Genomic DNA, 14764 nt, shown 5'->3' with positions numbered 1-14764 from the left:
AGTGTAAAAAACACTCATTCAGTTGATTAGTGAATGTCTATTGAATAAGTGAACATTGGCATATTTTTTGTTTAGGTGTTTGTTGCTGATGTAAGTGTTCTAACAATAATCGTGCTGCTTGAATGCCAGCTTGTTCATATCCGAGTTCTACGCTAATGGTGTTTGGAAATAGAAATTTAAGGAGTTCACTGTGACCCACGCCACAAATGATGACCTCTGAACGTGCTTGACTTTGCACATAGTAAGCGCTGCCTAGCGCGAGAGTATCTGAGGCACAAATAATGGCTTGGGTGGTGGATTCAAGAATGTGAGCTGTGTTATCAAATGCGCTATGATAATTGAGCTCTCCGGTAGCGAAGCGAGGTGTGAGTTGATGTTTTTGACAAAAATCGAGGTAGGCGCGTGTGCGTCGTAATCCCGTGGTTTCATCCTTGTCATCAACTCCAATGAAAGCAATGTGTCGCTTACCAAGATCATACAGGTGCTGACAACTGAGTTCGATGGCACGGGCATCATCATAACAAACAGATGAAAACCCATCAGTGGGCCAGGCCAGTAAAACCAAATTATGCTGCCAATTTTTTAGCTCAAACGAAGTGATACCACAAAAACCAAATAGTAGCACACCATCTACACCACGTTGTTTAAGGGTGTTTAGGCAATGCTCGACGCCTTCGGTGGTCATCTGGCTTTCCATCAATAAGGTATCGTAGCCATGTTGAGTGAGAATATTGAGAATACCGCGGATCACCTTATTTTCAGAGGCCGAGTCGAGTCGAGTGAGGATCACGCCTATCACCATTGAGCGTTTGGTGCGCATTGCTTTGGCGGAGCGACTGGGAACAAAACCGACTTCATCGATAAAGGCTTGTACTTTATCCCGAGTGTCAGGTTTGACTTTTGGATCTTGGTTGATAACACGTGAGACGGTCGATTTACCTACACCACACATACGAGCGATATCAAGGATCGTTAGATTTTGTGCCATGGAGGTTCCTTAAGCAGCATGATGAGATGAGCGGTGCCAGTGTCGTCATGGTTAACTATTGTGAGCAACACTGGCTAAGGCGTTAGTGCGTCACTGACTTTATCTTATTTTTTTACTTAATCTTTATCTTCAAGTGAATAAGGCAGTGGCTGAATGTGCAGGGTTGAGTTTTCATCACCTGCGACTCTAAGTACGCTTGAGTTGTCGGTATCATTAGGCAGTACCGCAGTTAATAGAACCTGCTCACTCGATTGCACCACTTCTATAATCGTGCCGACTTTTTTAAATCCATCTTCAAGAGCGAGTTCTAATCGGCTGTCTACTAACAGAGGTTGTGAACTCGTGCCTGCAAGAATATAGAGTGCACGTTTATTGCCACCGCGATACTTCATACGCGCTATGGTTTCTTGGCCCATGTAGCAGCCTTTTTTAAAGCTGATACCATTAATGGCTTGTAGGTTACACATTTGAGGAACAAATTGCCCTTGGTGTGATGCGGCTAAGTTAGGATATCCCGCTTGTATTTCAAGTGCTTGCCAAACACTTTGATCTTGAATTGGTTGTGTTATTGAACTTGTCAGAGCTTCATATGAAGCCGTTTTTATGATGATGATAAAACGCCCTTCATCTTTAAGCAGTACGCCACCAGAGATTGTCGTGAGTGGATGGTTTACTTCGCCAAAGTGCTCAGCTATCCAAGTCGGTGCCTGCTCACCTGCGACGCCTAAGATAATCCAATCAGTGGTAACATCCACAAGATCAACTTTACTGAATACTGCATATTTAGCCAATTGAGGTAGATCTACCGCTAAGGTGTCTGATGGCATCATCATAAAGAGCGCGTCTTCAACGACAAAGGTTCTGAAACTGGCTAACATCTTACCTTTAGGATCACAATGTGCGCCCCAGCCCCACTGATGACTTTCAAGTGAACTGATATCTGTCGTAACCTGGCCATGCATAAAAGTGCGGCCTTGTTCACCAGTAACACTCATTAATCCCATGTGAGATAAGTTAGCAAAAGTAAGCTGAGAGTGGGGAGTGTTGGGATTCAAAGAGTGCAGAGAAGCTGACTGGGTCATATCATTATCCAAAATAGGGCGTTAAGTGGAAGAATTGTAACGCCAAATAGGGGCTACGGATATAAATACGGCGTATCATTTTATAATAATACGCCGTTCGTGATTAGCTTGGCTGTTTACGCTTAGTGAAGTAGGCGAGTACGTATGGTGCCTTCAATGGCTTTCATTTCTTCCAAGGCTTCATCAGCCTGATCTGAATTGACTTCCATGACCACATAACCAATCTCAGCTGTGGTTTGTAGGTATTGGGCTGCAATGTTAATTCCCTTTTCTGCAAACGCTTGGTTAATTTTGATCAATACGCCTGGACGGTTATGGTGTATGTGCAGTAAGCGAGACGTATCTTTATGTTGTGCTAGTGAAACTTCAGGAAAATTGACAGCCGTCACAGTTGAACCATTATCTGAATACTTAGCCAGTTTTCCTGCGACCTCTATACCAATATTTTCCTGCGCTTCTTGAGTACTGCCTCCGACATGAGGTGTTAAAATGACATTATCTAAGCCACGGAGCGGGCTGATAAATTCATCACTATTAGATTTCGGTTCAACAGGGAAAACATCGATTGCCGCACCTGCTATTTTTTCTGCTTTAAGTACTGAAACTAGCGCATCGATATCGACAACAGTCCCACGAGAAGCGTTGATTAAGATACTGCCTTTTTTCATGTAAGCCAGTTCAGTTTCACCAATCATTTCTTTTGTTTGTGGTGTTTCAGGTACATGTAAACTGACGACATCAGCAAGAGACATTAATTCTTGCATAGAGTGAATTTGTTGAGCGTTGCCTAAGGGGAGCTTGTCCTCTATATCGAAAAATACAACCCGCATACCCAGTGTTTCGGCTAAAATACCTAATTGAGTCCCTATATGGCCATAACCTATCACACCCAGTGTTTTTCCTCGAGCTTCAAAGCTGCCACTGGCACTTTTAAGCCATCCACCACGATGTGCCATGGCATTACGCTGAGGAATACCACGAAATAGCATGATTATTTCACCGAGTACCAGTTCTGCTACGCTGCGAGTGTTAGAAAAAGGCGCGTTAAATACAGGCACACCGAGCTTCTCTGCAAATTTGAGGTCAACTTGATTCGTTCCGATACAAAAACAACCAATCCCGACCAGTTTTTCAGCTTTTTTTAACACAGTTGCTGTTAATTGAGTACGGGATCGTAGACCAACAAAGTGCGCATCTTGTATCGCTGTCATTAAGTCTTCTTCACCGAGAGAGGCTTTGTGGTATTCAATATTACTGTAACCTGCACGTTTGAATACATCTACTGCAGATTGGTGAACGCCTTCCAAAAGCAGGATTTTGATCTTATCCTTGTCCAGCGAATGCTTAGTCATGATTTAGGTACTCTCTTCAATTGTTGATAGTATGTCATTAAGGTATTTTACAGGCACTAAATTAGCACCTTTTTTGTTGTGTGTGGAGGGCTAGATGGCTAAAGTTATTATTCTTACGACAGAACAATCTAATATAGACCTAATACGAGGTGGTAATTTTGAGTAAGCATATGATTTGGATAGTTATATATCTATTTGTGTTAATCTGGTCTGGTATTGAGCCTAAAGATCAATTTACTTGGTTTTTGGAGGTTGCCCCTGCTTTAGTGGCTGTACCTGTGCTCATTGCCACCCGAAAAAGGTTTCCACTGACACCGCTTGTGTATGTATTGATATTGATCCACAGTCTTATTTTAATGGTGGGTGGTCATTATACTTATGCAGAGGTCCCCTTATTTGATTGGTTGGCTCAATTGCTTGGTAGCGAAAGAAATAATTACGATAAATTGGGCCACTTTGCTCAAGGATTTATACCAGTACTCATTGCTAGAGAGGTTTTCATTCGTAATGAGGTGGTGAAAGCAGGTGGCTGGTGTAGTTTTATTTGTATCTGCTTCGCGCTGGCTTTATCGGCATTTTATGAATTAATAGAGTGGTGGGTGGCTTTATTGACCGGTGAAGATGCAGAAGCTTTTTTAGGCACCCAAGGTTATATCTGGGATACGCAATCTGATATGGGAATGGCATTGCTAGGTGCCATCGTCGCGCTATTGGTCTTGGTAAAAACTCATGATAAGCAGTTATCCGCGTTTAAATCGGCTACTGATTAATCTTAATTCAGCTTTTTATTTTATATTCAATGATGCATTTTTTGACTTGGGGACTTTTTAGCGGTGAAGCATCGTGCTTAAGTATTATTTAACACTAAATCAATGTTTTTATTACCTAAGGTCACAAATAATGCTATTAAAATTGACTAAAAGGAGACAGAATACACATATGAGTATGTTGTTGAGATGATTTATGTGTTTTAAAGGGATAACCCCTTTCAAGGAGGAAGTAAATGAATAAAATTGATGAGTTAGTATTTCTTCATCAGGTGTCAACGCCATGTCGTTTGGCTATTTTAGCCGAATCCATTGGAATTAAGACTCGTATTGTTAAACAGGTGTCTGAGCTAGCATCTAAAAGTGATGGAAATAGTTTTTACTTTATATGTCAAGAAGGGGCGGCCTTAGACAGTCGAGGTATTCCCTTAATCGCTATGCGTCTAGTTTCCCATGTACCAGTAGCACTGTATCAGGTCGATAGGAATACGTTAGATCCCGCCTCCGCTATGCTGTTGGGGATCCGCGGATTACTTTATTCAGATCAGCGTATCGATGTAATGTTGACAGGTTTAAGAAGGATGGTAGCTGATGAACTTTGGTATGAGAGTAGTCTTATCAGCAAGATAGTTCGGCAGTTGGTCGATCGTCTAGACACAGGTAATGAATACTGTGCTGAGGTAGAAAATATATCACAGCTTTTAACAAAACGGGAACGCACCATTATTGAGTTTGTGTCTAGTGGTGCTCGAAATAAAGAAATCGCAGATAATTTGTGCATTAGTGAACATACAGTAAAAGCCCATGTTTCTTCTATTTTTAGAAAAACACAGTCCCGTAATCGGGTTGAATTACTTCGGTGGGCGCAAAATTATGGCGATCAGTTAGCACTTTGTTCTTAGTTTTATAGCATGATACTCACGTTAGCTCTGCATACTTTTTGCTGCATGCCATGATAGTGTTGAGCAAAGCGCTTGAGCGTCATAAAAGGTCATATGATTAACGGTGATCATGCCGTTAATTCATTTAGCGGGAATTCAAAGCCCTGCAGGCAATGACTGTATTTGCTCCTGCAATACAGACATCTATCAGATCCATGTGGCTAGTTGATGATTGCAGCTAATCGTTATTGTCGGCTCTGGCTTCCTCGGTAACTGCTTCCTGCGTGACTCTCGATAATTGTTCTACCTTTTCCCATCCATGGACTCCTACCTCGATATAGCCGTATTTGGTCCTAGTTCCTGTTATATTTACATTATTCAACACGGCATGCGAGGCTTTGAAACTCGTCTAGGTTGTATATGTTTGAATACTCCTCTGCAGTGAAGGCTTTTTATGTATTTGAAGTTTCTTTGTAGGTGGGTAAACTGAAAGTTTCTGATGATAAAAAGGTAGCACTAATGAGTATTTGGTTTAGACCTGTAAGCTTAGATGATTTAGCTGAAATGGACTCAGGTATGCATGGAAAGGGAACTTTGATGCAGACCATGGGAATAAAAATTTCTGAGATCGGTGATGATTATATGAAGGCGACGATGTTGGCGTCTCCGGCTGTGCATAATCCTCTTGGTATTGTCCATGGAGGGGCTAATGTAGCGTTAGCCGAAACAGTAGCGAGTTATGCCGCTAATTTTGCCGTTGATTTTGAAAAGTATTATTGCGTCGGTCAGGAAATCAATGCTAACCACCTAAAAGCATCCCGTAATGGAGTGTTAACGGCCACCACTAAAGCGATTCATTTAGGTAAGCGAAGTTCTGTATGGGAAGTACTTATTCATAATAGTGCAGGTGAGCTGTGTTGTATCTCTAGAATGACGGCAGCGGTTGTTAAGCGTTAACATTATGATTAGATTTTGATGACTTGTGTTTATTCATCTTAGTCATCATCACTTTTAATTCGAAGTCGAGAGGCTATCCCCAAACGACCTCAAGATGCATGACTCAGCCAGTCCAGAAGTGACCGAGTTCAAGGGCGTTAATTGCTCCTGCATTAACGACATTCCCATCTCTGCCTTATTTCAACCATCCTAGGGGACTCAGAAACGAGCATATTGAAGTAGCTTGGGTATATGGCAATGGGTCGGATATCTGACCTCTGTTGTTTCCATATCATTGATGATGTCTAACGTAAAAAAATCACCTCAGTGTGATCTAATAAGAGGCTCTATTTGTGGTTTATGGTCTAGTTAACCTGAGCTCGGGTTAAGCAGCGCCGCTTAATATCGCTATTTTGGCCCCTATCTTTGTTGTGCTTTCTAGTCATAGCCAGCTATTACGTACGAAATCCCGCCTTGATATCGACAAAAATGTCGGCATTAAGCAAGTGGGTGAGTGAACAACGGTCGAGTAAAGTTTAACTTTTTGATTTTAAGTAAAAAATTAAACGTATCTGACACTCGTTATCCCGAGTTCAGGTTAGTTATTGTTGTAATAATGTCGTATTTCATTAATCTCAATATTATCGAATATTTACAATCTCTTTTTACTGTTAGTTTAATCTGTTTTAATCGTTTTACTGGCTTGTTGTTTTTGATTATTCTTAATACATCGACATATTTACTCGTTATTTGCATTTTTAGAGGGCACTATCATGACAACAATTTATGATCTTATTGAAAATTGGGTTAATGATAAGCGTACAGATTTGCTTTCTTGATGTACTGAATAAACCAGTTTTTCAGACTAATGTTATAAATCTAACGGTATATTGAAGATTTTTTAAGCTGAAAACTAACTTTGTTATATTAATTTATATGAATTCTAGGAGTTTATTATGGATAAGAAATTAACCACAGCGTTTGGCGCACCCGTAGCAGATAATCAAAATGTTAAAACAGCTGGGAAGCGTGGTCCCATGTTGCTCGAAAATGCTTGGTTTATAGAGAAGTTAGCCCATTTTGATCGGGAAGTCATTCCTGAGCGTCGTATGCATGCCAAGGGGTCTGGTGCGTTTGGTCGTTTTACTGTGACCCATGATATTAGTGAGTTCACTAAAGCAAAATTATTTGAGTCTGTGGGAAAAGAAACAGAAGTTTTTGTTCGTTTTTCAACCGTTGCTGGTGAGCGTGGCGCAGCTGATGCCGAGCGTGATATTCGCGGTTTTGCCATTAAGTTTTACACAGAACAAGGTAATTGGGACTTGGTGGGTAATAATACGCCTGTTTTTTTCCTTAAAGATCCGCTTAAATTCCCCGATCTTAATCATGCGGTGAAACGCGATCCTCATACGAATATGCGTAGTGCTAATAATAATTGGGATTTTTGGACGCTATCACCAGAGGCTTTGCATCAAATAACGCTCACCATGGGTGATCGTGGGATCCCCAAAACGTATCGTCATATGGATGGTTTTGGTTCGCATACATACAGCTTTATCAGCAAAGATGATAAACGTTACTGGGTTAAATTTCATTTTAAAACTCAGCAAGGTATTGAAAATTTATCAGATCAACAAGCGGCAGACATTATCGCCAACGATCGTGAAAGTCATCAAGCGGATCTATTGCATTCAATTGAACAAGGGGATTTTCCTAAGTGGACGTTTTACGTACAGTTAATGGAAGAGACGGCAGCAGGTGAATGTCCGTTTAATCCTTTTGATTTAACAAAAGTATGGCCACATAAAGATTACCCATTGATCCAAGTCGGTGAATTGGAGCTTAACCGTAATCCAGATAACTATTTTGCTGATGTTGAACAAGTCGCGTTTGCCCCGACTACGATAGTACCTGGGATCGGTTTTTCACCAGATAAAATGTTGCAGGGACGTCTATTCTCTTACGGTGATGCGCAAAGATATCGCCTAGGTGTTAACCATAGTCATATTCCGGTCAATGCGCCTAAATGTCCATTTCACTCTTACCATAGAGATGGATTGATGCGTACAGATGGCAATGCCGGTCGCACTATCGGCTATGAGCCTAATTCTCAAGGTCAATGGCAAGAACAAGCCGATTTTAGTGAGCCACCGATGCAGATCGACGGGGATGCAGATGCTTACAGTCATCAGGATGAGGATGATTACAGTCAAGCTGGTGATCTGTTTAGGTTGATGGATCACGATGAACAGCAAAGATTGTTTGCCAATACGGCAGCCTCTGTTGGCGGCGCGGATCGACATATTCAGATCCGCCATATTCAGAATTGCATGAAGGCTGATATCGCTTATGGTGAAGGTTTAGCTAAAATACTTGATATTGGTGCTGAAGAGTTGTAATACCCCTTAGGTTATTCGATGTATATAAAGCCAGAATAGGTAAACTATTCTGGCTTTTTTATGTGTATTTTTAAATGTGATCGCCTATATACCCAAACGATCTCAATCACTGTATTGTTCAGCTACCCTACGAATGACGCTGAAATAAGTATCTTGAAGTGGAATGTTTGAGCGCCTTCCATAGGACGGGTTTCAAAGTCCTTACCTTATAGTGCTTTGAATTCCCGCTGAATGTATATATAGGCATAGGCACATGCTTGGTTGTTAGTGCCACAATACGTTCTCGAAAGTGATTTTTAAAAATTAGATAATGAATTGTTTCATTTTTGTTTTTTGGCATAATTTGTTCACAAGTGGCTTGCCGACTGGGTTTGGCTCTGTTACTGTCCTTCCAAGTCATTTTCAAAGAGAAAATATGTGATGAAATTTGTGTATATGTTGGTTGCTCGATTTATTCAGCCTTAATGGCCTTGTCGATAGGATAAACAACTATTAACTCGCCATTGAGGCCAATTGTGATCAATCAAGGTTCATAGACCAGATTCGATTGGGGCGGTTAATCATGATGTCATATCTTGCTAACTAACACTTTATACCAAATCGTTCTAAATCAGACCTACTTAAAATCAATAATAAAAATATATCTAACAGGACAAATTTGTGAATTTTAAAATGCTCGGTTCCATTTCTATCGTTGCAGGTACGGCAATTGGTGGCGGCATGTTAGCCCTACCTTTGGCTACAGCGTCATTAGGCACATTACCTGCGCTTTTACTGTTGGTGGTTATTTGGGGGATCTCGATTTATACCTCCTTATTAATGCTAGAAATTAACTTACGTACTGGAGTGGGAGATAATGTCCATGTGATAACCGGTAAGTTGCTGGGTCGAGGAGGGCAGTTAATCCAAGGCGCTTCTTTTATGAGCTTGTTGTTTGCACTGACCATGGTTTATTTGATGGGGGGAGCCGAGTTACTTGGAACACGCTTCGACACTCTCGGCATCACCATAGATAACCAAGTGGCAGTGTTATTATTTACCGTCTTTTTTGGTGGCATGATTGGCATTGGAGTAAAGTGGATCGATAAAGTTTCTCGGGTGCTGTTTACCTCTATGGTGGTTCTATTAGTGATTGTTGTCACTTTTTTACTGCCAGAAGTCGATCTTACTTCAGCTTTAGCGAGCACTGGTGGGGATGTCGTTACGGGTAGTGAGCTGAATAATTTATGGCTAGCGGCTATTCCTATAGTGTTTACGTCGTTCGGTTTTCATGTGTGTATTGCGACCATAGTGCGTTATTTAGACGGTGATGCCATGTCATTACGTAAGGTACTCATTATAGGCTCAACCATTCCTCTAGTGTGCTATATACTATGGTTGATGGTGACTCTGGGCACATTAGGTGGTGAAACTGTACATGGTTTTGCAGGTTCATTGCCACTGCTTGTGACCTCACTGCAAAGTTTAGCGCAATCAGAAGCGCTTAAGCAGTGCATCGACTTATTTGCTAATTTGGCACTTATCACTTCTTTCCTCGGCGTGACCATCAGCTTGTTTGATTATGTTGCGGAGTTGACTCGTGCTAAAGATGATGTTTTTGGCAGAACTAAAACTTGGTTAATTACTTTTGTTCCCCCACTGTTATGCGCGCTTTATTACCCTAATGGTTTCTTTAAGGTATTGGGTTTAGCCGCCATCCCTTTAGTGGTGATGATTGTCTTTTTACCAATAGTGATGGCACTTAAACAGCGTAAGCAGAATCTAGGTGGTTATGAAGTTTGTGGTGGTAATGTCGCTCTGGGGATAGCAGGCCTATTGGGTGTGGGGATTATTATTGCCCAGTTGCTAGTGGTACTCTAAATGTGATGCTGTAAATCTATTTTTCCTTATTAAGCAGTGACATTTTGTAAGGAAAAGCATCAAAGAGGGCTTTAGTTATGCCGTCTTATGATAAAGTCGAGCTTGAATAGCAATATTTAACTCGGCTTTTTTATTGGATAACATTTAGTAAAACAGCGAATTATGTGTTGCAGTACATACAAAATAAAACAAAAATAATTAAAAATGGATTTAACAAAATGAAGAAATTACTGCTTACTGTCGCCGTTGTAGCCTCTTTTGTGGCACAGGCCGATGAAGGAATGTGGCAACCATATCAACTGCCAGCAATGGCCGAAGAACTAAAAGCAAAAGGATTAGAAATTGATGCTAATGCTATCTCTAAATTGACAGAATTCCCGATGAACGCGGTGATCAGTTTAGGGGGGTGTAGCGCATCATTTGTCTCTCCTAAGGGGCTGGTTGTGACTAACCATCACTGTGCCTACGGCTCAATTCAATATAATTCGACACCAGATAAAAACTTACTTAAAGACGGTTTTTTAGCTAAATCTTATGCTGAAGAGTTACAGGCGACGCCGGGTTCTCGTATCTATGTGACCGAAGCGGTGACCAATGTTACAGATAAGGTTAAAAAGGGCTTAGAAAACAAAGTTGGTAATGATTTTTATCAAGGCATAGAAGGCAAAGAAAAATCATTAGTGGCTGAATGTGAGGCTGAAAATGGTTATCGTTGTCAGGTTTATAGCTTTCATGGTGGTCTTGAATATTATTTAGTTAAACAACTTGAAATACGTGATGTGCGCCTTGTTTATAATCCCGCGGGTAGTGTGGGGAAATATGGTGGCGATATCGATAATTGGATGTGGCCGCGTCATACTGGTGACTTTTCTTTTTACCGTGGTTATGTTTCGAAAGAGGGTAAACCTGCTGATTTTAGCAAAGATAATGTCCCCTATGAGCCAAAGAGTTTCTTGAAGGTCTCAGCTAAAGGGGTGAGCGACGGTGACTTTGTCATGGTTGCAGGTTATCCAGGCCGCACCAACCGTTATCGCACCGCCAATGAAGTTGAAAATACCTTTGAATGGTCATACCCTGAAGGCAAGATGCTGCGCGAGCGCTTTATTGACGTCATCAAAGAGACCACGGAAGAAGGAAGTGCTGAACGGATTAAATATAAAAGCTTGATTGCAGGTTTAGCTAACTATGCGAAAAACTTTACTTCAATGATTGAGTTTTATGCCAAGTCGACTATGCTCGATGATCGTAATGAGCGAGAGTCTCAGTTGGAGAGCTGGATCAATAAGGACAGCAAGCGTCAACAGCAATACGGCAAGACATTGGCTGAATTAGACAGCTTAATTGCTGAAGGTCAAGAGCATCAAGCTCGAGATATTATCTTAGGGTATATTCGTTACACGACGATGGTGCCGACAGCGAAAAAACTGTATCGATTAGCGAACGAGAAGCAACTCGATGATATGGAACGCGAACCAGGTTATCAAGAGCGTGACATGATCCGTTTTAAATCTAGCATAGAACGCATTGATCGCCTTTACGCTGCTAGTGTCGATAAAGCACTCTTGTTTGATATGTTAAAGCGTTACGCAGCATTGCCATTAAGTGAACGTGTTCCAGCTTTGGATAAAGTGTTCGACATAGATAACACATTAAATGAACATAAATTACATCAAGTTTTAGATAATATGTACAACAAGACCAAACTTGGGGACATGGATACTCGCCTAGGCTGGATAGATAAGTCTGTTGCTGATTTTAAGTCATCAAGTGATCCTTTCATTCAGTTCGCGGTTGCCATGTATGACACTGATATGGCAAAAGAGAGAAAAGAAAAAGACCTTAGCGGTAAGTTAATGAAAGTACGTCCCTTGTATATGAAGGCTATTATTGCTTTTAATACCGAACAAGGTAAAGCGGTCTATGCTGATGCGAACTCAAGCTTACGAGTGACCGTCGGGCATGTAAAAGGTTACTCACCTCAAGATGGCTTAAAAGCGGTCCCCTTTACTCGTTTAGAAGGCATATTGGCTAAAGATACTGGTGCTGATCCTTTTGATGCACCGTCTAAGCAACTTGAGCTCATTAAACAAAAACGCTATGGCGATTACTACGTAAAATCACTTGATTCAGTACCGGTTAATTTCTTATCAACCTTAGATACTACTGGTGGGAATTCAGGCTCACCCACCTTAAATGGTCGTGCTGAGCTGGTGGGGTTGTTATTTGATTGTGTGTATGAAAGCATTATTGGTGATTGGGCTTACGATCCTCAATTTAACCGTTCTATTCAAGTCGATAGCCGCTACATGTTATGGGTGATGAAGTATCTCGACGGCGCTGATAACTTGTTAGCCGAAATGGAGATTGTGCATTAATTATTATTTCGCTTAATGAGTGATAAAAACGCAGGTTTTGAGATTAAATGGGGGATTAAAATGAAAATTTTACTTCCCATTTTTTACTTGTCGGATAACAAGTTGGACATATCTTTTAGTGTCGTGTTCCTTTGGCTGATTTGATGCCGCCAATTGGCTTATTGATAACCATAGACTCATTGGTGTTTATTGCTGGCAGTAAGCTGATGTGTAAGTCATCACTCGGCACGCTGTGAATATATCCCTATACGCTCTGCGATTTCCAATAACATTCCCTGTTAATAGCCAGCTCGATATCTCTATCTCTCGCTCAGAGAGTTCTACTATGTCGAACTTCGCCCTTAAACCCAAGTCCTTGAGCTCACTGACACCTGATTATTTATCTCTTCGATTTAGCTTTAGTGATTGCTAACGCGGTTTTGGGCAGAAATCAGATAGCTAATTGTCTCTAAAGCGGATGGTTCAGATTAGAAAAAGTATCTTAGATTCTTTGTAGAACCAAATTTGATCCGTCCCCTTTATCATCGTAGGGTTAACCATGAATCGCAGAGACCAAACGTTGCTTTCACCAACAATATGTGTGAGGGAGTACCCAGCATACTAAAGATGTGCCTATCTTTTCTCTATCTTTTCTCTATCTTTTCTCTATCTTTTCTTTAGTCATGTGCGGAGCCGCATGTAGGGTGGTGTGGGGGCTAGAGGCTAGACACCTCCGGCTACCTGATTAGGCAGCAGTAGCACACAGCTTTAATTTCATTGGCTGAACAGAAATCATTGATGCTTCTCGAAGCTTTTCCAAAGGGCCATAAGGCTCAAATCCATAAGATTCATATAATTTTACAGCCTGTTTATTGATCGTTGTTACTGCTAAAGAAATATAATCTAAATCAGAGTCTTTTGCCCATGCTATGATATTTTTAAGTAATAAACTACCAACTCCCTGACCGCGAACATCGGGTGAAACCCACATTTGATAGATATGAGCAGTTTTATCTTGGGGATTATGAAGCAGTCCCCAAGCTAGGCCAATTGCGACACCATTTAGCTCAGCAATAAGTGGCAGTGCATATTTCGCCCTATTATCGGGATTAAGACGAGTGACCCACTCATCCCTCGAAAATAAAGACTCTTGTTCAAAACGACTACCAAACGAATCAGGGGAGTCTTGAAGAGACATGAGGCGGAGATCTCTATATATTGCCCAATCTTCCTTATTTATGACTCTTATATTCAACCTACTCACCTTTGCTGCCTAACAGTTTATTAGGAGGAGAAACACACTTTTTCTTCAATGCATTATTTCCACCTATAATTTTATTGTCTGTCACTTTATATTAACAATCACATTGAATCAATTGGTTATCATATGCTGTAGTGCTCACGATGCTATTGAGCAGCATTTAAAATACCATATCTTTTGCCTTTCTAACTCCTCTTTGTTCACATTAGCTTTTCTACCGTTTTCATTGGTAGAAGCATGCGACGCATCCATTATGTTCACACAATACTTCAAAGCCAAATTTTATATAGAATGTCTGTGCTGAATCAGTGAGGCAGTCCACGATAATAGCATATGCTATTTCTCGCATTGACTTCTTTTGGTAGTGATACCACTCAAACAACCTTTGCCGTTCCCACTGAGTTAAATGGTTGTATTGTTTTCCCACAAGCACCTCCTAATATTTTAAAAAAGTATAGGTTGTGCACTTCTAGGTTGAACGTGGCTATCCAACTTCTAAAGTTTTGGACCCACTTTAACAGAACTCCTTCTCGACGATTTAACTTTCTTATCAGCCCGAATGGTTCAGGGAAAACAGCGGGGTTGCAGGCTCTTTGTCGTATGTTTGCTCTTGACCCTTCATTACGTCGTATTAAAAAATCTGACTTCCACGTTCCATATAATGAAACTGAAATTCCCGAAGAGCGCCCCCTTTGGATTGAAGCTGATTTTCAATTTCACGAACTGACTGATGAAGCAGGTAATACAATTGTAGCGCCTCACTTTGGTCACATGAGGCTAGATGATAATGGTGACGGCATTCCGCGTGTTCGCTTTAGGTTAGTATCGGACTCTTCGCTTAAATGTGTAAATAATCTCAAAAACGAAAAGTGGTAAACGATTAC

Annotated in this window: 11 protein-coding genes; 7 read left to right on the top strand and 4 right to left on the bottom strand. The window is 41.0% G+C overall.

Annotated elements, in window-relative coordinates; translation table 11 throughout:
• Nucleotides 1–37: 37 nt before the first annotated feature.
• From treR to serA, 3 genes are all read right to left on the bottom strand, one after another.
• Entirely contained in the window at nt 38–988 is a 951-nt protein-coding gene (treR, locus tag HQQ94_RS18790) for a trehalose operon repressor TreR (protein WP_173295859.1), read from the bottom strand.
• A 116-nt stretch (nt 989–1104) separates the two neighbouring features.
• The gene (gene ygfZ / locus HQQ94_RS18785) at nt 1105–2070 is read right to left on the bottom strand and encodes a tRNA-modifying protein YgfZ (RefSeq protein WP_173295858.1); all 966 of its coding nucleotides are present in this window, start codon (nt 2068–2070) and stop codon (nt 1105–1107) included.
• A gap of 122 nt (nt 2071–2192) precedes the next feature.
• Entirely contained in the window at nt 2193–3422 is a 1230-nt protein-coding gene (gene serA, locus HQQ94_RS18780; RefSeq protein ID WP_173295857.1) for a phosphoglycerate dehydrogenase, read from the bottom strand.
• Between the two features lie 158 nt (nt 3423–3580).
• Between serA and HQQ94_RS18775 the strand changes: the two genes are divergently transcribed.
• The 6 genes from HQQ94_RS18775 to HQQ94_RS18750 all read left to right on the top strand — a co-directional run bounded on the left by HQQ94_RS18775 (nt 3581) and on the right by HQQ94_RS18750 (nt 12640).
• Entirely contained in the window at nt 3581–4192 is a 612-nt protein-coding gene (locus HQQ94_RS18775) for a DUF2238 domain-containing protein (RefSeq protein ID WP_375335703.1), read from the top strand.
• A gap of 233 nt (nt 4193–4425) precedes the next feature.
• Nucleotides 4426–5091, top strand: a complete 666-nt coding sequence (locus tag HQQ94_RS18770) for a response regulator transcription factor (protein ID WP_173295855.1) — start codon at nt 4426–4428, stop codon at nt 5089–5091.
• A 498-nt stretch (nt 5092–5589) separates the two neighbouring features.
• Nucleotides 5590–6027, top strand: a complete 438-nt coding sequence (locus HQQ94_RS18765; protein WP_173295854.1) for a PaaI family thioesterase — start codon at nt 5590–5592, stop codon at nt 6025–6027.
• 935 nt (nt 6028–6962) lie between these two features.
• Complete coding sequence (locus HQQ94_RS18760) at nt 6963–8405, top strand: catalase (protein WP_173295853.1); 1443 nt, start codon at nt 6963–6965, stop codon at nt 8403–8405.
• A gap of 660 nt (nt 8406–9065) precedes the next feature.
• On the top strand, nt 9066–10265 hold the full coding sequence (locus HQQ94_RS18755) for an aromatic amino acid transport family protein (RefSeq protein WP_173295852.1): 1200 nt from the start codon (nt 9066–9068) through the stop codon (nt 10263–10265).
• Between the two features lie 218 nt (nt 10266–10483).
• Entirely contained in the window at nt 10484–12640 is a 2157-nt protein-coding gene (locus HQQ94_RS18750) for a S46 family peptidase (protein ID WP_173295851.1), read from the top strand.
• 724 nt (nt 12641–13364) lie between these two features.
• On the opposite strand, the gene HQQ94_RS18745 is transcribed toward HQQ94_RS18750, so the two are convergent.
• Nucleotides 13365–13874, bottom strand: coding sequence for a GNAT family N-acetyltransferase (locus HQQ94_RS18745; protein WP_173295850.1), 510 nt, complete (start codon nt 13872–13874; stop codon nt 13365–13367).
• 339 nt (nt 13875–14213) lie between these two features.
• Between HQQ94_RS18745 and HQQ94_RS22705 the strand changes: the two genes are divergently transcribed.
• Entirely contained in the window at nt 14214–14756 is a 543-nt protein-coding gene (locus HQQ94_RS22705) for a hypothetical protein (protein ID WP_254304101.1), read from the top strand.
• Nucleotides 14757–14764: the final 8 nt, after the last annotated feature.

Origin of the sequence: Shewanella sp. VB17, from assembly GCF_013248905.1 — a bacterium.
In the GTDB taxonomy this organism is placed as follows: Bacteria; Pseudomonadota; Gammaproteobacteria; order Enterobacterales; family Shewanellaceae; genus Shewanella.
The sequence above is the reverse complement of the archived record's forward strand: the minus strand, read 5'-3'. Positions and strand labels throughout refer to the sequence as shown.

Excerpts from the sequence above, each read along its gene's own strand:
- treR (WP_173295859.1), bottom strand. The coding sequence starts at position 988 with ATGGCACAAAATCTAACGATCCTTGATATCGCTCGTATGTGTGGTGTA.
- ygfZ (WP_173295858.1), bottom strand. The coding sequence starts at position 2,070 with ATGACCCAGTCAGCTTCTCTGCACTCTTTGAATCCCAACACTCCCCAC.
- serA (WP_173295857.1), bottom strand. The coding sequence starts at position 3,422 with ATGACTAAGCATTCGCTGGACAAGGATAAGATCAAAATCCTGCTTTTG.
- HQQ94_RS18770 (WP_173295855.1), top strand. The coding sequence starts at position 4,426 with ATGAATAAAATTGATGAGTTAGTATTTCTTCATCAGGTGTCAACGCCA.
- HQQ94_RS18765 (WP_173295854.1), top strand. The coding sequence starts at position 5,590 with ATGAGTATTTGGTTTAGACCTGTAAGCTTAGATGATTTAGCTGAAATG.
- HQQ94_RS18760 (WP_173295853.1), top strand. The coding sequence starts at position 6,963 with ATGGATAAGAAATTAACCACAGCGTTTGGCGCACCCGTAGCAGATAAT.
- HQQ94_RS18750 (WP_173295851.1), top strand. The coding sequence starts at position 10,484 with ATGAAGAAATTACTGCTTACTGTCGCCGTTGTAGCCTCTTTTGTGGCA.
- HQQ94_RS22705 (WP_254304101.1), top strand. The coding sequence starts at position 14,214 with ATGCTATTTCTCGCATTGACTTCTTTTGGTAGTGATACCACTCAAACA.